Annotated in this window: 19 protein-coding genes; 11 read left to right on the forward strand and 8 right to left on the reverse strand. The window is 64.6% G+C overall.

Annotation, left to right across the window (positions count from 1 at the left end; all coding sequences use genetic code 11):
• Positions 1 to 52 precede the first annotated feature (52 nt).
• The 4 genes from ACZIYR_RS04935 to ACZIYR_RS04950 all read left to right on the forward strand — a co-directional run bounded on the left by ACZIYR_RS04935 (position 53) and on the right by ACZIYR_RS04950 (position 5,067).
• Positions 53 to 2,398, forward strand: coding sequence for a mechanosensitive ion channel domain-containing protein (locus ACZIYR_RS04935; RefSeq protein ID WP_483528418.1), 2,346 nt, complete (start codon positions 53 to 55; stop codon positions 2,396 to 2,398).
• Positions 2,395 to 3,981 (forward strand): hypothetical protein, encoded by a 1,587-nt coding sequence (locus ACZIYR_RS04940; protein WP_483528419.1) that lies wholly within the window; start codon positions 2,395 to 2,397, stop codon positions 3,979 to 3,981. The genes ACZIYR_RS04935 and ACZIYR_RS04940 overlap by 4 nt, the downstream gene beginning before the upstream one ends.
• Positions 3,935 to 4,228 (forward strand): glutathione S-transferase N-terminal domain-containing protein, encoded by a 294-nt coding sequence (locus tag ACZIYR_RS04945; protein WP_483528420.1) that lies wholly within the window; start codon positions 3,935 to 3,937, stop codon positions 4,226 to 4,228. Before ACZIYR_RS04940 ends, ACZIYR_RS04945 begins: the two co-directional genes overlap by 47 nt.
• 149 nt (positions 4,229 to 4,377) lie before the next feature.
• Positions 4,378 to 5,067, forward strand: coding sequence for a CBS domain-containing protein (locus ACZIYR_RS04950; RefSeq protein ID WP_473032681.1), 690 nt, complete (start codon positions 4,378 to 4,380; stop codon positions 5,065 to 5,067).
• A gap of 65 nt (positions 5,068 to 5,132) precedes the next feature.
• On the opposite strand, the gene ACZIYR_RS04955 is transcribed toward ACZIYR_RS04950, so the two are convergent.
• Both ACZIYR_RS04955 and ACZIYR_RS04960 read right to left on the reverse strand, forming a co-directional pair.
• Complete coding sequence (locus ACZIYR_RS04955) at positions 5,133 to 6,257, reverse strand: aminotransferase class V-fold PLP-dependent enzyme (RefSeq protein ID WP_483528421.1); 1,125 nt, start codon at positions 6,255 to 6,257, stop codon at positions 5,133 to 5,135.
• Positions 6,258 to 6,385: 128 nt separating this feature from the next.
• Entirely contained in the window at positions 6,386 to 6,988 is a 603-nt protein-coding gene (locus ACZIYR_RS04960; RefSeq protein ID WP_483528422.1) for a class I SAM-dependent methyltransferase, read from the reverse strand.
• 372 nt (positions 6,989 to 7,360) lie between these two features.
• Here ACZIYR_RS04960 and ACZIYR_RS04965 point away from each other — a divergent pair, with 372 nt between their 5' ends.
• From ACZIYR_RS04965 to ACZIYR_RS04975, 3 genes are all read left to right on the forward strand, one after another.
• Entirely contained in the window at positions 7,361 to 8,341 is a 981-nt protein-coding gene (locus ACZIYR_RS04965) for a Bug family tripartite tricarboxylate transporter substrate binding protein (RefSeq protein ID WP_483528423.1), read from the forward strand.
• A gap of 106 nt (positions 8,342 to 8,447) precedes the next feature.
• Positions 8,448 to 8,963, forward strand: a complete 516-nt coding sequence (locus ACZIYR_RS04970) for a tripartite tricarboxylate transporter TctB family protein (protein WP_483528424.1) — start codon at positions 8,448 to 8,450, stop codon at positions 8,961 to 8,963.
• A 68-nt stretch (positions 8,964 to 9,031) separates the two neighbouring features.
• Positions 9,032 to 10,552 (forward strand): tripartite tricarboxylate transporter permease, encoded by a 1,521-nt coding sequence (locus tag ACZIYR_RS04975; RefSeq protein ID WP_483528425.1) that lies wholly within the window; start codon positions 9,032 to 9,034, stop codon positions 10,550 to 10,552.
• A 113-nt stretch (positions 10,553 to 10,665) separates the two neighbouring features.
• Here the strand turns inward: ACZIYR_RS04975 and ACZIYR_RS04980 are convergent, their stop codons facing one another.
• On the reverse strand, positions 10,666 to 11,487 hold the full coding sequence (locus ACZIYR_RS04980) for an IclR family transcriptional regulator (RefSeq protein WP_483528426.1): 822 nt from the start codon (positions 11,485 to 11,487) through the stop codon (positions 10,666 to 10,668).
• Positions 11,488 to 11,669: 182 nt separating this feature from the next.
• Here ACZIYR_RS04980 and xsc (ACZIYR_RS04985) point away from each other — a divergent pair, with 182 nt between their 5' ends.
• From xsc (ACZIYR_RS04985) to ACZIYR_RS04995, 3 genes are all read left to right on the forward strand, one after another.
• On the forward strand, positions 11,670 to 13,490 hold the full coding sequence (xsc, locus tag ACZIYR_RS04985) for a sulfoacetaldehyde acetyltransferase (protein WP_483528427.1): 1,821 nt from the start codon (positions 11,670 to 11,672) through the stop codon (positions 13,488 to 13,490).
• Between the two features lie 111 nt (positions 13,491 to 13,601).
• Complete coding sequence (pta, locus tag ACZIYR_RS04990; protein ID WP_483528428.1) at positions 13,602 to 14,624, forward strand: phosphate acetyltransferase; 1,023 nt, start codon at positions 13,602 to 13,604, stop codon at positions 14,622 to 14,624.
• 3 nt (positions 14,625 to 14,627) lie between these two features.
• Positions 14,628 to 15,377 (forward strand): TSUP family transporter, encoded by a 750-nt coding sequence (locus ACZIYR_RS04995; RefSeq protein WP_483528429.1) that lies wholly within the window; start codon positions 14,628 to 14,630, stop codon positions 15,375 to 15,377.
• A 57-nt stretch (positions 15,378 to 15,434) separates the two neighbouring features.
• On the opposite strand, the gene ACZIYR_RS05000 is transcribed toward ACZIYR_RS04995, so the two are convergent.
• The 5 genes from ACZIYR_RS05000 to ACZIYR_RS05020 form a co-directional block, all read right to left on the reverse strand.
• On the reverse strand, positions 15,435 to 17,024 hold the full coding sequence (locus ACZIYR_RS05000) for an alanine/glycine:cation symporter family protein (protein WP_483528430.1): 1,590 nt from the start codon (positions 17,022 to 17,024) through the stop codon (positions 15,435 to 15,437).
• A 210-nt stretch (positions 17,025 to 17,234) separates the two neighbouring features.
• Positions 17,235 to 17,600, reverse strand: coding sequence for a Lin0512 family protein (locus ACZIYR_RS05005; RefSeq protein ID WP_483528431.1), 366 nt, complete (start codon positions 17,598 to 17,600; stop codon positions 17,235 to 17,237).
• A complete protein-coding gene (locus ACZIYR_RS05010) occupies positions 17,593 to 17,946 on the reverse strand; it encodes a Lin0512 family protein (RefSeq protein WP_483528432.1) in 354 nt (117 codons plus the stop codon). Before ACZIYR_RS05010 ends, ACZIYR_RS05005 begins: the two co-directional genes overlap by 8 nt.
• A gap of 51 nt (positions 17,947 to 17,997) precedes the next feature.
• On the reverse strand, positions 17,998 to 19,731 hold the full coding sequence (locus ACZIYR_RS05015) for a cobaltochelatase CobT-related protein (RefSeq protein WP_483528433.1): 1,734 nt from the start codon (positions 19,729 to 19,731) through the stop codon (positions 17,998 to 18,000).
• Entirely contained in the window at positions 19,728 to 20,708 is a 981-nt protein-coding gene (locus tag ACZIYR_RS05020; RefSeq protein ID WP_483528434.1) for an AAA family ATPase, read from the reverse strand. Before ACZIYR_RS05020 ends, ACZIYR_RS05015 begins: the two co-directional genes overlap by 4 nt.
• A gap of 243 nt (positions 20,709 to 20,951) precedes the next feature.
• Between ACZIYR_RS05020 and xsc (ACZIYR_RS05025) the strand changes: the two genes are divergently transcribed.
• A complete protein-coding gene (gene xsc, locus ACZIYR_RS05025) occupies positions 20,952 to 22,772 on the forward strand; it encodes a sulfoacetaldehyde acetyltransferase (RefSeq protein ID WP_483528435.1) in 1,821 nt (606 codons plus the stop codon).
• Positions 22,773 to 22,962: the final 190 nt, after the last annotated feature.

Genomic DNA, 22,962 nt, shown 5'->3' on the forward strand with positions numbered 1-22,962 from the left:
CCGCAGAATCACCGCGACCAGAGGCGACGATCAATGGAGGGATGGAGAGGCGATGCCAGCTGATTTCCTGCAGGCGCTGACACCGGACCGGCGACCAGCCGGCCTGTGGATGTGGCTGCTGTGCGTGATGGCGGCGGTGCTGCTGATGGCCGCGGCTCCGTCAGCCGCCCAGACGCTGCCGCTCACCGGCCTGGGCGCCGAAGCCGAAGGCCCGGAGCACGATCCCAGGGCGTTCCAGCAGTCCCTGGAGGAGGTGATCGAGACCCTGGAGGACGCCGAGCAGCGCGGCGCGCTGCTCGAGAGTCTGCGTGACCTGCAGCGGGTGCATGCCGAGAGCACCGGTGAGGTCGGTATCGCCCCCCGCCAGGGGCTGCTGGGGGCGCTGGCGGAGACCCTCAGCGACCTGGGGGAGCAGGCCGAGGCCGGGGAATCGCCCATCGATGACTGGCAGCGGCAGCTCGAACAGGGCTGGTCGGATCTCAGCGACCTGATGGTGGAGACCGGCACCACCCAGCTGATGCACGTGGTCATCGACAGCGCGGTGCTGCTGGGCATCTGGGCGGGGCTGCTGGTGATTCTGATCGCCCTGGGACGGCTGCTGTTTCTGCGCCGGCGGATGCCGCTGGACCTGCCCCGGGACCCGCGGGGCTGGCTGCTGGCGCTGCATTTCCTGCGGCGCATGCTGCCCTGGGCGCTGGCCTTCGTGCTGGTGCTGGGCCTGGCGCAGCTGCTCCCTCACAGCCCGGGGCGTGCCATGGCGCTGGTGATCGCCTATGTGTCGCTGTGCGGTCGGGCGCTGTCGGTGGTGGTGGAGTGCGTGGTCTCGGTGTTCACCCGTGGCCACCGCTTCTGCGCGGTCAAGATCCTGCAGCAGCAGGGGTTGCGCCTGCTGTTCGTGATCGGGGCGCTGATCGCACTCGGCGATGCGCTCAATTCCGAGCGGCTTTCGGTGATGATCGGCGACGATCTGGCGGCGCTGGGCTCGGTGCTGGCCAATATGCTGGCGGCGCTGCTCAGCGTGCGCTTTATCCTCAAGTTCAAGCGACCGATCAAGCACCTGATTCGTAACCGCCCCTGGCGGGTGCGCCGGGAAGGCGGTTCCGGGCCCGATCTCGCGCGGATCATCGGTGGGCTCTGGCATGTGCCGGCGCTGCTGGTGGTGGGGGGCTCGCTGCTGGCGATCTTCGTGACCGTGGGCGATGTGGGAACGGCGCTGGCCCGCTCGATCGTGACCGCCGCACTGCTGGTGCTGACGCTGGTGATCACCGGCTTGATTCGTCGCCACGGCGAGCGTCGCAGCAAGCGGCGTCGACTCAGCGACTATCGCCGTCGGCTGGAGCGCTTCGGCTACGCGCTCTCGCATATGCTGACCTGGATCGTCTTCGCGGAGCTGTCGCTGCAGGTGTGGGGCGGCTCGCTGTTCGGGATCGGCCAGGCCGGGGTGGCCGGCGCGCGCATCGGCCAGGCGCTGCTGGCGCTGGGCTTCACCGTGCTGCTGGCCTGGCTGGCATGGATCTTCGCCGACACCGCCATTCAGCGGGCGCTGATCTCGTCGGGGCGCTCGCGCGGGCGGCGGGTCAATAAGGCGCGGGCCCAGACCATCACGCCGATGATTCGCAACGTGATCTTCGCCACCATCGTGGTGATCGCCGGTATCGTCGGCCTGGCCAACCTGGGGGTGAACGTCACGCCGCTGCTGGCCGGTGCCGGCGTCATCGGCCTGGCGCTGGGCTTCGGCGCCCAGACCCTGGTGCAGGATCTGATCACCGGTATCTTCATCATCATCGAGGACTCCCTGGCGGTGGACGACTTCGTGCAGATCAACGGCCACATCGGCACCGTCGAGGGACTGACGCTGCGCACCGTGCGGCTGCGTGACCTGGACGCCGTGGTGCATATCATCACCTTCAGCCGGATCGAGTCCATCCACAACATGTCGCGGCAGTTCGGTATCGCCCTGATGCGCCTGCGCATTCCCCATACCATGAAGATCGATGATGCCATCACCCTGATGCAGGAGACGGCGCTGGAGCTGCGCCAGGATCCGATGATGCGCCACCATATCTGGTCGCCGCTGGAGATGCAGGGTATCCAGGCCTTCGAGGATGGCTGCCCGATCCTGCGCATGCGCTTTCGCACCGCCCCGGAGATGCAGTGGGACGTGGCGCGCGCCTTCAACCTGCTGCTCAAACAGCGCATGGAGGCCCAGGAGATCGATCTGGACATGCCGCGACTGAGCATCAGCATGGAGGGACGTGGCGCCAACAGCCTGGAGGGCGACGAGCAGGCGCGGCAGCGCGATGCCAAGGGCCGCGAGACGGGCGAGGCGGGGGTGGCCGACCCGCATGGTGACACCAGCGTGCGTGGCGCCTCACCCGATGGAGCGTCGCCGACGTGATCCGCGTCGAGCGTCGCGATGGCTTCCACCTCAGGATCTCCCGGGTGCTCAAGGAGGAGACCTCCCACCGCCTGGATGTCTTCCTGTTCGTGCCCGGCGAGCTGGGGCTCAACGACCATGTGATCTCGGAAGACGCTTTCTATCACGGGGCCATTCATGTCAAGCGGACCTACTACAGCGACAAGCACCACCTGCCGCTGGTGCTCAGCCGCCTGGCCAGCCGCGGCAAGCTCAGCACCGAGCAGTACCGCCTGAGCCTGAGCCTCTACGCCTACCAGTACGCGGTGGCGCTGGAGCGGGCGACCCAGGAGCTGCTGCACACCGCCGAGGAGGCCGTCGAGAAGGCCGAAGCCCAGGCCGCGGCCGAGTCGGGGCGAGCCGAGGCACGCCGCGCCGACCAGGCGCGTCTGGCGGAGCAGGCCGAGCGCTTCAATGCGCAGCTTGAGGAGCTGTGCGAGCTGGCCCAGAGTATCCTCAGGCGCCTGCGGCGCCACCGGCCTAGCGAGGAGAGCCTGCATAAGTACTACGCCAACATCGACAACTACCTCTCCTGGTTCACCGAGCAACGCCTGCTGGCACTGGTGGCGCATTTGCCCCGAGGCAAGGGCTATCGGGCCATTCGCAACCGCCTGCTGGCGATCTGTCAGGCCGAGAGCGAGCATCGCGAGCGAGCCGAGTACAATTCGGCCCGGGTCACCCGCGACCCCACGCGGATGTCCAACAAGATGCGGCTGCTGCGCCGCCTGATCGAGTACCCGGTGACCCTCAAGCAGCAGAGCCAGGAGCTCGGCAGCGGCGAGCAGAAGGCGGTCAAGGGGCTGGCCACGGCGGTGGTGATGATCTTCGTGTCGCTGGGATTGCTGCATGCCCGTGACACCCTGGGCGATATCACCGCGCTGTTCGTGCTGGCCATGGCGGTGCTTTACGCCATGCGCGAGGTGTTCAAGGACGATCTGCGCAACACCCTGTGGCGCTGGCTGCGTCGTGGGCGCCCCAAGTGGCGACGCCAGTACCTGGACGCCACCAGCAATGCCCTGGTGGGTCGCCAGCTGGAGTGGTTCGACTATAAGCGTTTCGCCCGGCTCGACGAGGAGATCCAGCGGGTGCGCAAGCGCAACGTCGCCCAGCGTGAGGAAGTGGTGCTGCACTATCGGTCGAGTTCGCGGATGTCGCCGACACGCTTCCTCAGCGGCTACGAGAAGACCCGCGAGACGCTGTCGCTGGACCTGTCGCTGTTGGCGCGTCTGATGGACAAGGGCAAGCACCATGTCTATCGGCTCAAGGATGGCCAGGTCTCACGGGAGTCGGTGGAAAAGCGCCACCTCTTCAACCTGGTGATTCGCGAGGAGGGGGGCAGCGCCGAGCCGACGCTGCAGCGGTGGAAGATCGTCATGAGCCGTTCGCGGATCGTCGATGTCGAACGGGTCTATCAGGAAGGCGCCGACGACCAGGAGGAGAGACGCGATGCGCTCACCGCTCAAGAAGTTGCTGGCACCGCTGGAGTGGCTGGCCACAAGGCTCGGTCCCTCGCCGCAGGTGACTCGCCCACCCGACGAGCAGGCCCGGGTCGACCGCGAGTGTGAAGGGCTTGCGCTCTACCACTTCCGCGGCTCCCCGGAATCCATTCAGGTGCGTCGCGAGATCATTCGCCTGGGGCTGACCATCGAGGTGCGTGATGCCCAGCTCGATTACGATCATCGCCAGACCCTGGAGAAGCAGGGCGGCAGGCTGGAAGCGCCCTGCCTGCGCATCGCCCGCCCGGGAGGCGACGAGTGGCTCTATGGTCCCGAGGCAATAAAGGCCTATCTTCACCGCCATTTCAGCGCCTGAGGCCGTCCATGTTGTTGTATGTCAAGGATCCATCGTTGATACCTTGCTACGCTGGAATGCCTTGGCCCGGATTGAGAGAGTCGCCGACCCGGGCTAGAGTCAAACTAGATTATCCCTTGATCTGACGACCCAACGCTGGAGAAGCCACCATGCAAGCTGCCGATGTCATGACGCCCAACGTCATCACCGTGTCCCCCGAGGCGGACGTCCAGGAGATTGCCCGCCTATTGCTCGATAATAACATCAGCGCACTGCCGGTGGTGGACGATGACCAGAAGGTGGTCGGGATCGTCAGCGAAGGGGATCTGATGCGCCGGGTCGAGACCGGCACCCAGCGGCGCCGTTCCTGGTGGCTGCAGTTGTTCGAAGGCAACAACGCGGGCGAATACGTCAAGACCCATGCGCGCAAGGCCCACGAGATCATGACCCGCGACCCGGTGACCATCGCCGAGGACGCCTCGCTGCGCCAGATCGCCAAGCTGCTGGAGAAACGCCATATCAAGCGGGTCCCGGTGGTGCGTGACGGTCGCCTGGTGGGCATCGTCAGTCGTGCCAACCTGCTGCGCGGCTTCTCCGCTAGCGAAGCGAACGCCGAGCCGTCGGTCAGCGCCGACGATCGTGAGATTCGCGACGCCATCCTCAAGGAAATCGACGACAATACCGGCGTCTGGGTCGATCGGATCAACGTCATCGTTGCCGATGGCGCGGTACAGGTCTGGGGCCTGGTGGAGAATCAGGACGAGCGGATGGCCGTGCAGGTAGCCGTCGAGAACACCCCGGGGGTGAAGTCGGTGGAGAATAATGTCGGGCTGGTGCCGCGGGGCGTGGGCGGCTACTGAGCCAGCCGGCTACGTGAGCGCAGCGGGGCGGCACAAGGGCCGCCCCGCTGCGCTTTGGGCTGGCCTCAGCCGATCTGTGCGAGGGCGGCTTCCAGATTGGCCAGGCTGCGCTGGCGATGGTGCAGCTTGTCGAGGCCGAACAGGCCGATGCGGAAAGCCCGGTAGTCGTCGCCTTCATCGCACATCAGCGGCACGCCGGCGGCGATCTGTACGCCGGCCGCGGCGAACTTGCCGGCGATGCCGGGATCGTCGGTGTAGCACACTACCACCCCCGGTGCCTCGAAGCCGGGCGCGGCCACGCTGCGATAGCCGTATTCGGCCAGCAGGGCGCGCACCCCCTCGCCCAGGGCCAGCTGCTCTTCGCGCACCTTGTCGAAGCCATAGGCATCGGTCTCGGCCATGATATCGCGCAGCCGAGCCAACCCGTCGGTGGGCATGGTGGCGTGGTAGGCGTGGCCGCCGGCCTCATAGGTCTCCATGATGCCGAGCCACTTCTTGAGGTCGCAGGCGAAGCTGCTGCTGGTGGTGGCCTCGATGCGCTCACGCGCCAGCTCGGAGAGCATCACCATGCCGCAGCAGGGCAGGCCGCTCCAGCCTTTCTGAGGGGCGCTTACCAGGATGTCGACGCCGGTGGCCTGCATGTCCACCCACAGGGTGCCGGAGGCGATGCAGTCGAGCACGAAGAGCCCGCCCACCGCGTGGACGGCGGTGGCGAGACGCTTGAGGTAGTCCTCGGGCAGGATGATACCCGCCGACGTCTCCACGTGGGGGGCGAAGACCACCTCGGGGCGCTGCTCGCGGATGGCCTGCTCGACCTCCTCGATGGGAGCCGGGGCGAAGGGGGACTGCAGATCGGCCGGGTCCAGGCGACGAGCCTTGAGCACCGAGACCGAGGCCGGGATGTCACCCATCTCGAGGATCTGGCTCCAGCGGTAGCTGAACTGGCCGTTGCGCACCACCAGGCAGCGTTTGCCGGCGGCGAACTGGCGGGCCACGGCCTCCATCCCGAAGGTGCCGCTGCCGGGCACGATCACCGCGCTATGGGCGTGATAGACCCGCTTGAGCGTGGCGGAGATATCGCGCATCACGCCCTGAAAGCGCTGGGACATGTGGTTCAGCGAGCGGTCGGTGTAGACCACCGAGTATTCCAGTAGCCCATCGGGGTCGACATCGGGTAGCAGGCCGGACATCTTTCTCTCCCTATTTCTTGCAGTGTAAGGATTCAAGCCACTGAGGATAGGCGCAACGGCCGCCGCGGGCCAGCGGGATATGCTGGTCGCGGCGGCCGAGTCAAACCGGGCAGGGGCGCTGGGGCGCGTCAGGGACGGCAGTAGTAGAGCCGGGCGGGCAGGATGTTGAGCAGCTCGAAGTCGGTCTCCACGGCGGAGAAGACCCGGCGCAGGTCGGTCAGCACCCGTGAGGAGAACTGGTAGATCAGCATGGAGCCACTGGGCGAGAGGGCACCGGCGGTGCCCGTCAGGATCCGCTCGCGAATCTCCGCCGGCATGGTGCTGAAGGGAATGCCCGCCAGGACATAGTCGGCGGGCGGCAGGCCCAGGCGCTCCAGTTCGGCCTGAACGTTCTCAGCCGAACCGTTGATCACCTGCAGGCGCGGGTCGGGAATCGACTGCTCGAGAAAATCGACGAAGTCCTGGTTGGTCTCCAGCACCAGCAGCGTCGAATCCGGCGGCATGCGGCGTAGCAGCTCTCGGGTGATAGTGCCGACACCGGGGCCGAACTCCACGACCACTCGGGCATTCTCCCAGTCGATCTGATCCAGCAGGCGCCTGACCAGGAAGGGGGAGCTGGGAATGATCGAGCCGAGCATCTTGGGGTGCTTGAAAAAGTTGCGTGCGAACAGCGAGAGCTGGGCGCGTCGCTGGGGTCCTGCTACCGCCTTGGGTCGGTCTTGCGCCGTCATGGGCCTGCCTCCTGCATATGGACGAAACATGCTTCCACTCTAGGCTAGTCAAGGCTCCCAGGAAAGAACGGGTTACGTTGCCGCCGCAGCAGGCCCCGCCCGGCGCGGTAGAGATTGGGCCTGGGGCGTTGGGCGGCAAGGGTGTCGTCTACGATGAGGCCCTGAAACGGTGAGATTTTGACCGAGCGGAGAGTTTCTGCCTGTCGGCAATAGTCGCCAACTGGCCTTACCCACAGGTCATGACTGGTTCTATTGCCCCTTTCAGCTGGCGAGTAGCGTCAGGTTAAGTCAGCGGATGAAGGGGCTTGATGGCATGGCCTTCGTCTCGTTGACGACAGTGACAACAATGCCAACAGAATCAGGTGAATCAGAATGAAGCTCTCCTCGAAGTCTCTCTCCCTCGCCATTGCATCTGCCATGTCGATGACCTCCTTCGCGGCATTGGCTGACTACCCAGATGGCCCGATTACCGTAGTGGCCCCCTACGGCCCAGGCGGATCCTCGGATCTGGCTGCCCGCACTATGGCATCATCCATCCCCGACTACGTCGGGGCCAATGTGCTGGTGGTGAACCGTACCGGTGCAGCTGGCGTAGTGGGTTCGAATTTCGTTCGTAACGCTGCACCGGACGGTGAGACGCTGCTGTTGGCCCGCTATGGGTCCCATGCGACCGGGCCGGCCTTGAACCCCGATGCCCCCTATGAGTGGGATGACTTTACCTATCTGGGCATGCTGTCTCTCGATGCCTTCGTCTGCATCGTACCCGAAGACTCACCCTACGACAGTCTGGACGAGTGGCGTGATGGAGTCGCAGCCAATCCCGGTGAGTACAGCTATTCGACCTCGGGGTTCGGCACCGGCAATCATCTGGTAGTTTCCCTGCTGCTCGACAGTCAGGGCATCGATCCCGAGACCGCCAACCACGTCCCCTATGAAGGTGACGGTGAAGTGGTCTCGTCGGTGGTAGGCGGTCATGTGGACTTCACCTGTGTCAACCTCTCCCCGGCACTGGGCCAGATCAACTCCGGAACCGTCAAGGCGCTAGGCGTGACGACACCGAGCCGTGTCGACGACCTTCCGGATGTTCCCTCTTTCACCGAGCTGGGCTACGACAGCATGGAAGCCGGCATCGGTTGGAGTGCGCTGGTAGGCCCGCCCGACCTCAACGGTGACATCGTCGAGGCCTGGTCCGAGGCCTTGACGCAGTTGAGGGATTCCGAAAGCTGGAACGCCGCTGTGATTCGTTTAGGTGCAATTCCCAGCATCATGTCTCCCGATGAGACGAAGGAATTTGTAGGCAATCAGGTTGCCGTCATACGCGATATCGTCGAGCGTCTGGATCTCGCCAACTGAGCATCGCGTTCCGGTGTCTTGAGGGGGCTGCCGGGCAGCCCCCTGTGACGTTCATTCTGCTCGGCTATTCCTCGATCCGAGCCTGCTATCAAGGGCGGGTGTTTCCATGACCATGAGACTCAAGGAAGTCGGTATCGGCCTGTTCGTTTTGGCCCTTGCTTTCCTGCTTCTTATCTTTTTGATTCCCGAAGGTATACCCCAGCCTAGCCGATTACGAGAGGGTCAGCTTTCGCCGCGCTTCTGGCCGCTGATTGCCACCTCGATTCTGGTGATGTCAGGGCTGGTACTGACCGCGATGGCCTGGTTCGAGAAAGGCCTTGGCTCGCCAGATGGCGGTGATGAAGGTGACGAACCGCGCCCCTTGGCCAGTGCCATAGTTGGGCTGGTTGTCGGCTTCGTTCTGCTTTCTGGCTACTACTGGGCAATGACCCGGGTGGGAATGGTCGTTGCCTCTACCCTGGGGATCGTGCTGCTGGGCTATGCCTACGGCGAACGTCGTTGGCAGATCCTGATACCCGTGGCGCTGCTGCTGCCGGTGGTCCTCTATCTATTTTTCGTCTATGTGGCGGGAATTCCCATTCCCGATCCGCTGGCCAGAACGGTGTTCCGCGCACTTTTCTGAGCGGACCACTACGGTTCACCACTATTTGAGAATACTGTTGCCTGGCCTGGGCGCAGAAGGACGTATTCATGATAATCGACAACTTTTCTCAAGGCCTCGAGCTCTTTCTGAGCTGGGGTAATATACTGGCGATATTGATCGGTGTGCTGGCGGGGATCGTGTTCGGTGCTATCCCCGGCCTGACTGGTACCATGGCCGTTGCCTTGGTGCTTCCCTTTACCTTTTCTCTGCCGCCGGTGACTGGCATCCTGCTGCTGGTGGGCGTCTACAAGGGCGCGGTCTATGGTGGTTCGATTCCTGCAATTCTGATCAAGACGCCGGGCACCCCTGGCGGAGCCTGTACCGTGATGGATGGCTATCCGCTGGCCCGCCAGGGCAAGGCGGGCAAGGCCCTCAACATGGCCCTCTACTCCTCTGCCTGCGCTGACTTTATCTCCAACCTGGCGCTTATCTTTCTGGCAGGGTTCATCGCGGCCTTCGCGCTACGCTTCGGTCCGCCGGAGTTCTTCGCCCTGATGTGCTTTTCGCTGACCATTATTGCCGGGGTATCGGGTAGCTCTTTGATGAAGGGGCTGGCCTCAGCGGCCTTGGGCCTGCTGCTGGCCAGCGTAGGGTTGGATATCATCTTCGGAACACCGCGTTTCGCCTTTGGTGAGGTGGAACTGACCGCCGGGATCAATTTCATTCCCATCCTGATCGGCCTGTTCGCCATGCCGGAGATCATCAATCAGTTCACCAAGCGTTATCGAGTTACCACGCGAATCGCCGAGGCAGCCAATGCGCGGGTCAGCTGGCAAGAGTTCAAAGGGTCGCTGCGTAGCATCATGCGCGGCAGCGTCATCGGGGTGGTGCTGGGCGCTATTCCGGGTATTGGTGGCGCGCCGGCGGCGTTTGTCTCCTACGGTGCGGCGCAGCGGGCTTCCAAGAACGGCGACAACTTCGGCAAGGGAGAGCTGGAAGGCGTGGCGGCTTCGGAGGCCGGCAACAACGGTGTGTGCGGCTCGACCATGATCCCGCTGCTGTCGCTTGGGGTGCCAGGTGATGTCATCACCGCCGTGATTCTCGGTGCCTTCATGATTCACGGCCTGACGCCGGGGCCGCTGCTGTTCCAGGACAACATCGACATCGTCTACGCCATCTTCTGCGGAATCCTGCTCAGTTCGGTGTTCATGGTGATGTGGGGCAAGTTAGGTATCCGGGTATTCGCCCGCATTGCCGATATCCCCAATACCGTGCTCTTCCCCGTGGTACTGGTGCTCTGCGTATTCGGCGCCTATGCGGTCAACAGCAATCCCTTCGATGTGCTGGTGATGTTCATGGTCGGCATTCTGGGGTTCGGGATGCTCAAGGCCAATATTCCGCCGGCCCCCTTCCTGATTGCCTTTGTGCTGGGCCCGATGCTGGAGAATAACCTGAGACGCGCCCTGCAAATGTCGAACGGAGACTACTCGATCCTGTTGCGCAACGAGATCACGATCTTCTTCCTGGCGCTGACGGTCGTGTCGCTGATTCTGATCACCATTCGTAATCTCAAGCGCTGGCGCCAAAGAACCGCGGCGCGTCGTGACGAGGCTTCCGCGGCAGGTTGATGATGCCCTGGCAGGTGACTGGCTGGTCCTTGACCGGCCAGCTTGCCTGTTCGGCTGTAACGACTTCTGTACCAGTGCTGCGCAAGTATCGACCGCCGGTTGTTGGATGCGGCTTAGGCCTCCGACCCGGCCAGGCTGTCATCCTGCGGCATGGCCTGGCGGTCGATGGCGGCAATGGCTTTGGCGGCACGCTGCAGGGCCGGAAGGCACTCGAGGGCCTTCTCCCGGTTCATTCGCATGATCGGTGCCTGGAGGGCGATACCCAGGTTGGACTTGCCTTTTGGGCTGGGCGCCAGCACGGCGATGCAGATCAGCCCGGGCAGAAACTCCTCGTCATCGAAGGCGTAGCCATTCTGGCGCACTGTTTCGATCTCGTCCTCCAGCGCCGCGAGGTCGGTCAGGGTATTGCGGGTGAACGGCTTGAGAGGGATTTCACCGAGCAGCCGCCGCCGCTGGGCCGGGGTCATCTGGGCCAGAAACAGCTTGCCGCTCGCGGAGCAGTGCACTGGAACTCTCGAGCCGGGGTGCAGGTAGAAACGCAGCGCCTCAGACGTCTCGACGCGGTCGAGATAGAGCACCTCGCCACCCGAGAGGGCGGTGATGTTGCAGCTCTCGCCGATGTCGTCGACCAGCTGGCTGAGCACCGCATGGCGGGCGCCGTGGACGGTGTCGTTGAGCAGCAGGTTCTCGGCCAGCCGGCGTAGTCGGTTGCCCCTGCTGTAGTGGCGGCTGTCGGCCTCGCGCTGCAGCATGCCGGAGCCTTCGAGCTGCTGCAGCATGCGGTGCAGGGTGGGCTTGGGCAGTCCGGTCTCGTCGACCAGGCTCTGCAGGGTAAAGAACTGATCCTTCTCGGCAATTACCTCTAGCAGCGCCAGAAGCCGCTGGGCCGGGGTATCGCCGTCGAGCTTGGTAATCTCGGATTTTTGGCGGGTCATGGTGTGGTCTCCCTTTGGCGCCAAGGTAAGGGGTTCTTTAAAAAAAATCAATTTGTCCCGTTTTTTGAAATTTTCGTTGACGTTGGTTGCTGTCACGGCTAGATTCTATTCAAGTTTCGTTAATCGGAACTTTTTGTACCACAAAAATGATATTGAAACGGCGCATGCCGTGGAGGACTCCCATGAGCACCGACACTACCCCCGATACCCGCCCGGTCGTGCAGGGCAAGCAGACCATGACCCCGTCCGAGGCCTTCGTCGAAACCCTGGTGGCCAACGGCGTGACCGATATGTTCGGCATCATGGGCTCGGCGTTCATGGACGCCATGGATATCTTCGCCCCGGCCGGCATTCGCCTGGTGCCGGTGGTGCACGAGCAGGGCGCCGCCCACATGGCCGACGGCTATGCGCGAGTTTCCGGCCGTCACGGGGTGGTCATCGGCCAGAACGGCCCGGGCATCTCCAACTGCGTGACCGGCATCGCTGCCGCCTACTGGGCCCACAGCCCGGTGGTGATCGTCACCCCCGAGGCGGGCACCACCGGTATCGGCCTCGGCGGTTTCCAGGAGTGCCACCAGCTGCCGATGTTCCAGGAGTTCACCAAGTACCAGGGCCATGTCACCCATCCGGCCCGTATGGCCGAGTACACCGGGCGATGCTTCGATCGCGCGATGTCCGAAATGGGCCCGACCCAGCTGAATATCCCGCGCGACTACTTCTACGGCGAGATCGAGTGCGAGATCCCCGCGCCCTCGCGGCTGGACCGCGGTCCCGGCGGCACCAAGACCCTCGACGAGGCCGCCGAGCTGCTGGCGGGCGCCAAGTTTCCGGTGATTGTCTCCGGTGGCGGGGTGGTGATGGCCGACGGGGTGGAGGCCTGCCAGGCGCTGGCCGAGCGGCTGGGCGCCCCGGTGGTCAACAGCTACCAGCACAACGACTCCTTCCCGGCCAGCCATCCGCTGTGGTGCGGCCCGCTGGGCTACCAGGGCTCCAAGGCGGGGATGAAGCTGATCGCCCAGGCCGATGTGGTGGTGGCGCTGGGCACCCGGCTGGGGCCCTTCGGCACCCTGCCGCAGCACGGCCTGGACTACTGGCCGAAGGACGCCAAGATCATCCAGATCGACGCCGACCACAAGATGCTGGGGCTGGTGAAGAAGATCGCGGTGGGCATCTGCGGCGACGCCAAGGCCACCGCGGAAGCGCTCAGCGAGCGCCTGGGCGGCCGCGAACTGGCCTGTGACGCCACCAAGGGCCAGCGTGCCGAGCAGATCGCCAGCGAGAAGGCCGCCTGGGAGCGCGAGCTGGACGAGTGGACCCACGAGAAGGACCCGTTCAGCCTGGATGCCATCGAGGAGGCCCAGGGCGAGACGCCGTTCTCCGGCGGCGAGTACCTGCATCCGCGTCAGGTGCTGCGCGAGCTGGAGAAGGCGATGCCCGAGGACGTGATGGTCTCCACTGACATCGGCAACATCAACGCCGTGGCGCACAGCTACCTGCGCTTCGAGAAGCCGCGGAGCTTCTTTGCGCCGATGAGCTTCGGCAACTGCGGCTATGCGCTGCCGACCATCATCGGTGCGAAGGCGGCGGCCCCGCACCGTCCGGCGATCGCCTACGCGGGGGATGGCGCCTGGGGCATGAGCCTGATGGAGACCATGACGGCGGTGCGCGAGAACATCCCGGTGACCGCGGTGGTGTTCCACAACCGCCAGTGGGGTGCGGAGAAGAAGAACCAGGTGGAGTTCTACAACCGCCGCTTCGTGGCGGGCGAGCTGGACAACCAGAGCTTTGCCGAGATCGGCCGGGCGATGGGGGCCGAGGGCATCACCGTGGATAAGCTCGAAGACGTGGGCCCGGCGCTGAAGCGGGCGGTGGAGATGCAGATGACCGAGGGCAAGACCTGTGTGATCGAGGTGATGTGTACCCGTGAGCTGGGCGACCCGTTCCGCCGCGACGCGCTGAAGAAGCCGGTGCGCCTGCTGGAGAAGTACCAGGACTACGTGTGATCCACCAGAACGTAGCGTAACGGCTAAGCCGTTGAGTGGCAGTGGTCTTCCCCCGGCTTGGCCGGGGGTTTTTTCTCCAGCGTTATCCATCGACCCAGCGAGGTAGCCGATATGAAAGCACTGAATCGGATAGTGGAGCGGGCGTGTCGGGACCCCAGGCACATCGTGCTCTGTGAAGGGGAGGATGAGCGGGTACTCCAGGCGGCCGTCAAGGCGGCCAGGGCAGGTATTGCTCGCATCCTGCTAGTGGGGAAGCGTCAGGCCATGGTGGCCATGGCAGCCGACCAGGGGCTCGACCTGAACGGTATTGAATTGCTCGATCCTGCCGACTCACCCCTCAGCGAGCCGTTGGCCATGGCGCTGTATGAGCTTCGCCGGCACAAGGGGATGACCCGTGAGCAGGCCGAAGACGCGGTACGAGAGCCGCTGTGCTTCGCTAACCTGCTGGTGCGTGAGGGGTATGCCGATGGCAGCGTGGCCGGCGCGGTCAACACCACCGCCGATGTTGTCCGGACAGCTATCCAGGTTCTTGGCCTGGCGCCGGGGAGTCGGCTGGTCTCCAGCTTCTTCTTGATGATGCTGTGCAAGCCGTTTCACAACCTCAAGGGCGGCATGATCTTCTCAGACTGCGGGCTGGTCATTGACCCCGATGCCGATCAGCTGGCGGCAATTGCCATGGCGGCGGCGGACAGCGCCGAGGCGCTGCTGGGCGAGGAGGCGAGGGTCGCCATGCTGTCGTTCTCAACCAGCGGCAGCGCCCAGCACGGCAACGTGGAGAAGGTGGTGCAGGCGGCACGGAGAGTCAAGACCGAGCGTCCTGAGCTTGCCATCGACGAGGACGTGCAGCTGGATGCCGCCATCGTTGCCGAAATTTCAGAGCGCAAGCTACCCGAGTCGCAGGTCAGGGGGCGTGCCAACGTGCTGGTCTTCCCCAACCTCGAGGCCGGCAATATCGGCTACAAGCTGGCCGAGCGAATCGGCGGGGCCGAGGCGATCGGGCCATTGCTCCAGGGGCTGGCGAAACCGGCCAACGACCTGTCGCGAGGCTGTAGCGTTGAAGATATCTATCACGTCATCGCTGTGACGACGGTACAGGCCCAGGCAGCTAACGCACGCCAGATCGCGAGTGCCTGATCCATGGCCGTGGAGACACTGCTGGCGTTCCTGTTGATCGCTGCCCTGGCCGGTTACTTCCAGACAGTGACCGGCTTCGGCCTGGGCTTGATCGTCATGGGGGCAACCAGCGGACTCGGCATTGCCCCGGTGGCGTCGGTTGCTGCGGTGGTCAGCCTGATGATGTTGATGAATTCCCTGGTGGCCCTACCCGGGCGGCTGCAGCACATTGACTGGCCGTCGGCTCGGGCTGCTGCCATGGGCATAGTACCCATGATTGTGCTTGGGGTGCTGCTGCTTGACTATCTCAGTGGCAGAGCCACAACCTTGCTCAGCCTGCTGTTGGGCCTGGTGATTCTCTACGGCGGTGCCAGCCTGCTGTTTCAGCCTAGTCGCCAGCAACAGCTCTCCTCTCGACGCAGTTTTGCCTTGTTCGGTGGCCTTTCGGGGCTACTGGGCGGTCTCTTTGGTATCGCCGGTCCGCCCTTGATCTATCACTGCTACCGTCAGCCCATCGAGCCGGTGCGAATCCGCAATCTGCTGATCCTGCTGTTTGCCGTGACTTCGGGCATGCGTACGCTGTTTATCACCTCGCAGGGACAGATGAATGCCGAGATTCTTTGGCTGACCGCCTGGTCCATGCCAGTCATTGCCATAGCCACCTATACGGGCCGCCGGTTCCCGCTGCCCTTTTCCTCTCTGGCCATGCGTCGCATCGCTTTTGTGGTGCTGGTGATGATCGGCGTCAGCCTGATCGTCTCGGCGCTCGCCTGATCCCATCCCCTGACCATTTGTAGGAGGCGCTGCGTCGGCGTTCTGGGGTAAGCCGGCTCACGGCCGGGGTCGCTCTGACAAGGCCGCAGGGGTGGCGCTCCCAGTGCGCCGGTAGTCAACGATTTCGCCGCTGGCCAGCCGCTGGCGATAGCGCTTGAGCTCGCGCTTGACCACCGGGGCCAGCAGATAGATGCCGAGGATATTGGGCACGCAGATCACGAAGACCAGCGCGTCGGAAAGCGTGAGCATCGACTGCAGCTGGATCATCGACCCAATCACGATGAAGGTGCAGAACAAAAGCTTGAACAGATTGCGACCCCACTGGCCTTCGCCGAACAGGTAGCACCAGCCCTTGAGGCCGTAGTACGACCATGAGACGGCGGTAGAGAAGGCGAACAGCAGGGCGGCCACCGATAGCGGCAGCGGGAACCAGGCCACGTTTCGTTCGAAGGCCTGGGAGGTCATCTGGATGCCGCTGGCGGTTTCGGTGAGCGCCGGATCGTAGTAGAGGGTGGTAACGATCACCAGGCCGGTGAGGCTGCAGATGATAATGGTATCGACGAGCGGCTCGAGCAGTGAGACATAACCCTCCGTCATCGGATCGCGGGTGCGCGCCGCGGCATGAGCGATGGCCGAGGACCCGATGCCGGCTTCGTTGGAGAACACCGCCCGCTGAAAGCCGATGATCATGGCGCCTAGGGTGCCACCCGCGATGCCCTCGGCGGTGAAGGCGCCGTGGAAGATCGCCTGGATGGCGAAGGGTATGGCATCGGCATTCATGGCCAGGATCAGCAGTGCCATGCTGCAGTAGAGAAGGGCCATGACGGGCACCACCTTCTCGGTGACCCGGGCGATGGACTTGATTCCGCCGAGGATTACCAGCCCGATTAGTGCCGCCAGCACGACGCCGAATAGCCACCCCTTGTCGGCAAACCAGCTGGTTTCGGCACCGCCGGTGACATTGACAAACTGCATGAAGGCCTGGTTGGACTGGAACATGTTACCGATGCCCAGACACCCAATCACGATGCCGATCGCATAGAACTTGCCCAGCGCCTTGCCGAGGCGGGGCAGGCCGCGTTCGGCAAGGCCCCGGGCGAGGTAGAACATAGGGCCGCCGGAAACGCTGCCATCGGCGTTCTGGCGGCGATAGTGGGTGGCAAGGGAGCACTCGACGAACTTGGTGGACATGCCCAGGAAGCCGGCCAGTATCATCCACAGCAGCACCCCAGGCCCGCCCAGGGAAATAGCGATAGCGACCCCGCCGATATTGCCAATGCCCACGGTGCCGGAGACGGCGGTGGCTAGCGCCTGGAAATGCGATACCTCGCCGCGGGCCCCGGGCTGGGCATAGTCACCTCGCACCAGCTTGAAGGCATGGGTGAGGCCGCGCAGGTTGATGAAGTTGAAGTAGAACGTGCTGAATATCGCGCCGGCGATCAGCCATAGCACCACCAGCGGCAGCTCGGCGCCGAACAGCGGCAGGGCGAAGAAGATCAGTGATGAGACCGCCGAGGCCACGGGAGCGATCAGGGTCTCGGCCGCCTGGTCGATGCCGGCCGCCTGGGCGCTGGAGCCTGCGCCTAGCAGCACTGCCGCCAGGCCACCGACCCCGATACGCGAAGAGCGCTGGATAAGGGGATGCATAACCTGAATGCCTCTGGGGTCATTGTCGTTGTTATATCGGCTAGCCATGACCAGGCCGTGCGGCTAGCCACTGCCCCTCCAGCGTAACAGGGCTGGGACAGCACATATGGGGCCAGTTTTATCACGACAATGGGGCCAGTGAGTATTGGCATGGCCTGCCTGCCCGTCGGTGACGAGGCCGGAGGCGTGCAGGCCTGCCCGGCCCATCGCCTAGCCGCTGAGCTGCCACCGGTCCCCATCGATGGGCAGCATGGCGGCGATGGCCGCCGTGGCGATCACGTGGGTAGTGGCGTTTTCGGGGTCATGGACGTTGAGCCCACCGTAGACGACGCTGACCTCGGCTCGGCCGCGGGGCAGCTCGGCCGCCACCACACTCGTGTCGACCCGTTCCGGTTGTTGCACCCCAACGGTCACCTCGACACGCATCTGCCGGTGGTCGATGCCTAGTGACTTGAACAGCACAATGGATGAGTGGTGCAGTGCATCCTGCACGGCGCGGCAGGCGGCCTTGGTGTAGTCCTCGCCGTAGAGGTCGTTGCCGGTGCCCATCTCGAGGATGATGCGTCGCTCAGTCATGGCTGCGCTCCATGTCGAAGGAAACGATGACGGCGGCGTTGGCGATCACGGTGGTGACGCTGCCGTCGGGCTTGTCCACGTCGAGCCCACCCTTGACCACCGAGATGCGGGGCTGGCCATAGGGGAAGATGCCGAGCAGGGCGTCGCTGTCCACGGCCTCCGGCTGCTGAACGCCGATTTCGACGTCGATCAGCATGGCCGACTTGGGAAAGCCGAAGGCGTCGGCCACGTTCAGCGAGTTGTGCCAGAGGGCGTCACGGATCGCCCGGGCGGCCGCTTCGGTGTAGTTGCGGCTGCGGATTGAGGTGCCCATGCCGAACTGGTGCACCATGCGGGTCTTGGCCATCTAAGGTCTCCGTTGTGAGTTGACGCCTATTCGAGATTCACCAAGCGGCCGTCAACGACGGTGGCGACCGCCGATCAGCTCGACGACCTCGTCGAACAGGTGGGTGTCCAGCGCCTGGGCCATGTCGGTGGCCAGGCAGCGACGGTAGAAGGGGCTGAGATCCAGGCCCACGCCTAGCCCCAGGACCTCCACCTGTCCCTCCCGAGTGCGCCGGGCGACCACCTCCTTCAGGTGGTTGTCCAGGTAGTAGGCGTCGTTGGCCAGGTTGGTGGCGCTGTCGGTGGGGCAGCCGTCGGAGATCACGATCAGGATGCGCCGGCTCTCGGGGCGTGCCAGCAGGCGCTCGCACGCCCAGTCCACCGCCTCGCCATCGATGCCCTCGCGGAACAGGTCGGGCTTGAGCAGGGCCGCGATGTCGTTGCGGGCGCGCCGCCAGCTGCGATCGGCGTCCTTGAACACCATGTGGCAGACCTCGTTGAGGCGTCCTGGCCCTCGGGGGCGCCCACCGCGCATCCACGCCTGGTAGGCGCGGCCGCCGTTCCAGGCCCCGGTGGTAAAGCCGAGCAGCTCGGTGCTCGCCCCGATCATCTCCAGCGCGCGCAGCAGGCTCTCGGCCATCATCGCCACCGGTAGGATATGGTGCTTCATGGAGCCCGAGCAGTCGATCAGGAGGCTGACCGCACAGTCGGTGCCCAGGGTGACCTGCTCGCGATAGAACAGTCGCCGTTCGGTAGGCGAGCTGACCAGCTGCGCGAGCCGACGACCATCAATACGGCCCTCTTCCTCGCCAAACATCCAGCCGCTGGGGCGCGGCTCCCACAGCACGCTGCCGAGCCGGCGAGCCAGGCGTGGCAGATTGATGGCCTGCTCCTTGGTGGCCTGGTCCAGCTGTTCACGGTATTCGCGGCGTAAGGCGGAGCGGACCAGGCTGCCTGCGGCGACCTCTCGATCGAAGCGAGTCGTGAACACACGGTAGGACTGGGCGGCGTCCTCGAAGACCTTGCTGCGCCCGGACGTTGCCGCCACGATGCCGTTGTCATCGCCGTCACCCTCATCGAAGTCGAGTAGCAGGGCGAAGGTGCCGGTGGCTTCTTCTTCCTGATCGGCGTTCCCGTCATCGCTTTCGGCCGCAGCCCGTTCCGCGCGCACCCGCTCACCGACGAGTTGGGCGATGGTCAGCGCATGCTCAGCGTAGGCACCTTGGTCGCGGCGATGCCGGCGTAGGCCGGCCAGCGCGGTGCCCAGCTGGCCCACCAGGGAGGCGCGGGTGCCCTCGATATAGTCCTCGGTTTCCTCCAGCACTGGCCGGGCATGTAGCCGGGACCAGCACATCTGGGCCACGGTATAGAGCAGCAGGCCGATGCTGCCTTCGGTCACCCCGGATCGATGGAAAGCGCGGGACCAGCGCTCGAAGCGCTGACGGAGATTGGTGATCATGCCCGGCATGTCGATAGGCGCGAAGGTTTCCACCCGCAGCTGCTCGAGCAGTTCGAACACCAGCCGCTCGAGGGGATCTTCAGGAGCGTGCCGGCGGTGGAGGGCCGCATCGGAATGCAGCAGCCGCAAGGCCATGCCGTCGGCGGCGGCCCGGCAGTCGGCGAAGTCGTCCTGGGCGGAGTCGATGCGCAGGTGCGGTGCCTGGGGCGGCAGGCGCGTTTCGCCTTGGTACAGGCGCCTTCCGCGGTAGTGCAGACCGGCATTGCCGGTCATTGCACGCAGGCTGGCCGCGCAAAGCTCCTCGATGCGCTGCTGGCGGCGCGCCTGCTGCTGGGCGCTCGCGCTCATGACGGATCCGCCTCCCGCACCCAGGACTCGTCGAGCTCCTCGCCGAAGCAGCGCTGATAGTACTCGGCGATGATGGGGCGCTCGGCCTCGTCGCATTTGTTGAGAAAGGAGAGGCGGAAGGCCAGGGCCGGATTGCGGAAGATCTCGCAGTTCTCTGCCCAGGTGATCACCGTGCGCGGCGACATCAGCGTCGACAGGTCACCGGCAGCGAAGCCCTGGCGGGTGAGTTTGGCGACCGCCACCATGGAAGCGATAAGCTTGCGCCCCTTGTCGCCGTCCTTGGACGGCACCCGAGCCAGCACGATGGCCACCTCCTCGTCGCGGGGCAGATAGTCGAGCTTGGCGACGATGTTCCAGCGGTCGATCTGGGCGTGGTTGAGCACCTGGGTGCCCTGATAGAGCCCTGTGAGATTGCCCAGCCCAACGGTGTTGGCGGTGGCGAACAGCCGGAAGCTGGGGTGTGGGTGAATCACCCGGTTCTGATCGAGCAGGGTGAAGTGGCCATCTCGCTCGAGGATGCGCTGGATGACGAACATCACGTCCGGCCGGCCGGCGTCGTACTCATCGAAGATTAGCGCCACCGGCCGCTGCAGCGACCAGGGCACGATGCCCTCCTGGAATTCGGTGACCTGCACGCCGTCGCGCACCACGATGGCATCCTTGCCCACCAGATCCAGGCGGCTGATGTGACCGTCCAGGTTGACCCTCAGGCAGGGCCAGTTGAGACGCGCGGCAATTTGTTCGATGTGGGTCGACTTGCCGGTGCCATGCAGGCCCTGAACCATGACCCGTCGATTGCATGTGAAACCGGCCAGAATCGCCAGGGTCACGTCGGGATTGAAGCGGTAGGCCTCGTCGATGTCCGGTACGTAGTCATTTCGCTCGCGGAAGGTGGGCACTTGCATGTCGCTGTCGATGCCGAAGAGCTCGCGTGCCGAGCGCATGACGTCGGGCTGGGTGTTGATCGGATCTGTCATCACTGTCTCCTTGCCACCATGGGCCTCTGGCCCTGGGGCGCGGCCGCGTTGTCGGGGGAGGGGCCTTGCCAGGGTGTCTAGCGATCATATTTAGTTTCATAAAAAGAATCAAACCGTATCGTTTTATGGAATTTTGACTTGACGCCCGGCTGCTCCAAGCCTAGAGTCATTGTGGATTTCGATAATCGGAATCATAGGTTTCATATAAAACACAGAATGGCCAATGTCGCCCGGAGGACTCCCATGAGCACCGACACTACCCCCGATACCCGCCCGGTCGTGCAGGGCAAGCAGACCATGACCCCGTCCGAGGCCTTCGTCGAAACCCTGGTGGCCAACGGCGTGACCGATATGTTCGGCATCATGGGCTCGGCGTTCATGGACGCCATGGATATCTTCGCCCCGGCCGGCATTCGCCTGGTGCCGGTGGTGCACGAGCAGGGCGCCGCCCACATGGCCGACGGCTATGCGCGAGTTTCCGGCCGTCACGGGGTGGTCATCGGCCAGAACGGCCCGGGCATCTCCAACTGCGTGACCGGCATCGCTGCCGCCTACTGGGCCCACAGCCCGGTGGTGATCGTCACCCCCGAGGCGGGCACCACCGGTATCGGCCTCGGCGGCTTCCAGGAGTGCCACCAGCTGCCGATGTTCCAGGAGTTCACCAAGTACCAGGGCCATGTCACCCATCCGGCCCGCATGGCCGAGTACACCGGGCGCTGCTTCGATCGCGCGATGTCCGAAATGGGCCCGACCCAGCTGAATATCCCGCGCGACTACTTCTATGGCGAGATCGAGTGCGAGATCCCCGCGCCCTCGCGGCTGGACCGCGGTCCCGGCGGCACCAAGACCCTCGACGAGGCCGCCGAGCTGCTGGCGGGCGCCAAGTTTCCGGTGATTGTCTCCGGTGGCGGGGTGGTGATGGCCGACGGGGTGGAGGCCTGCCAAGCGCTGGCCGAGCGGCTGGGCGCGCCGGTGGTCAACAGCTACCAGCACAACGACTCCTTCCCGGCCAGCCATCCGCTTTGGTGCGGCCCGCTGGGCTACCAGGGCTCCAAGGCGGGGATGAAGCTGATCTCGCAAGCCGACGTGGTGGTGGCGCTAGGCACGAGGCTGGGCCCCTTCGGCACCCTGCCGCAGCACGGCCTGGACTACTGGCCGAAGGACGCCAAGATCATCCAGATCGACGCCGACCACAAGATGCTGGGGCTGGTGAAGAAGATCGCAGTAGGCATCTGCGGCGACGCCAAGGCCACCGCGGAAGCGCTCAGCGAGCGCCTGGCCGGCCGCGAACTGGCCTGTGACGCCACCAAGGGCCAGCGTGCCGAGCAGATCGCCAGCGAGAAGGCCGCCTGGGAGCGCGAGCTGGACGAGTGGACCCACGAGAAGGACCCGTTCAGCCTGGATGCCATCGAGGAGGCCCAGGGCGAGACGCCGTTCTCCGGCGGCGAGTACCTGCATCCGCGTCAGGTGCTGCGCGAGTTGGAGAAGGCGATGCCCGAGGACGTGATGGTCTCCACCGACATTGGCAACATCAACGCCGTGGCGCACAGCTACCTGCGCTTCGAGAAGCCGCGGAGCTTCTTCGCGCCGATGAGCTTCGGCAACTGCGGCTATGCGCTGCCGACCATCATCGGTGCGAAGGCGGCGGCCCCGCACCGTCCGGCGATCGCCTACGCGGGGGATGGCGCCTGGGGCATGAGCCTGATGGAGACCATGACGGCGGTGCGCGAGAACATCCCGGTGACCGCGGTGGTGTTCCACAACCGCCAGTGGGGTGCGGAGAAGAAGAACCAGGTGGAGTTCTACAACCGCCGCTTCGTGGCGGGCGAGCTGGACAACCAGAGCTTTGCCGAGATCGGCCGGGCGATGGGGGCCGAGGGCATCACCGTGGATAAGCTCGAAGACGTGGGCCCGGCGCTGAAGCGGGCGGTGGAGATGCAGATGACCGAGGGCAAGACCTGTGTGATCGAGGTGATGTGTACCCGTGAGCTGGGCGACCCGTTCCGCCGCGACGCGCTGAAGAAGCCGGTGCGCCTGCTGGAGAAGTACCAGGACTACGTGTGACACCGTGTGTCGGACTCGAGCCGCCTCTCCAGCGGCTCGAAATATGGCGCTCGAGCTGGCATAACGTTCCATCGGATGATCCCCGGTCGCCGGGCAGTGTGTCTCGCTGCCGGACCGGGGATCCTGTTTGGTGGGCTGATACGGTGGCGTCAGCACAGTCACCCCGGGCCGATAGGGGAGTGTGATATGA

The organism is Billgrantia sp. NRB1, from assembly GCF_056921725.1.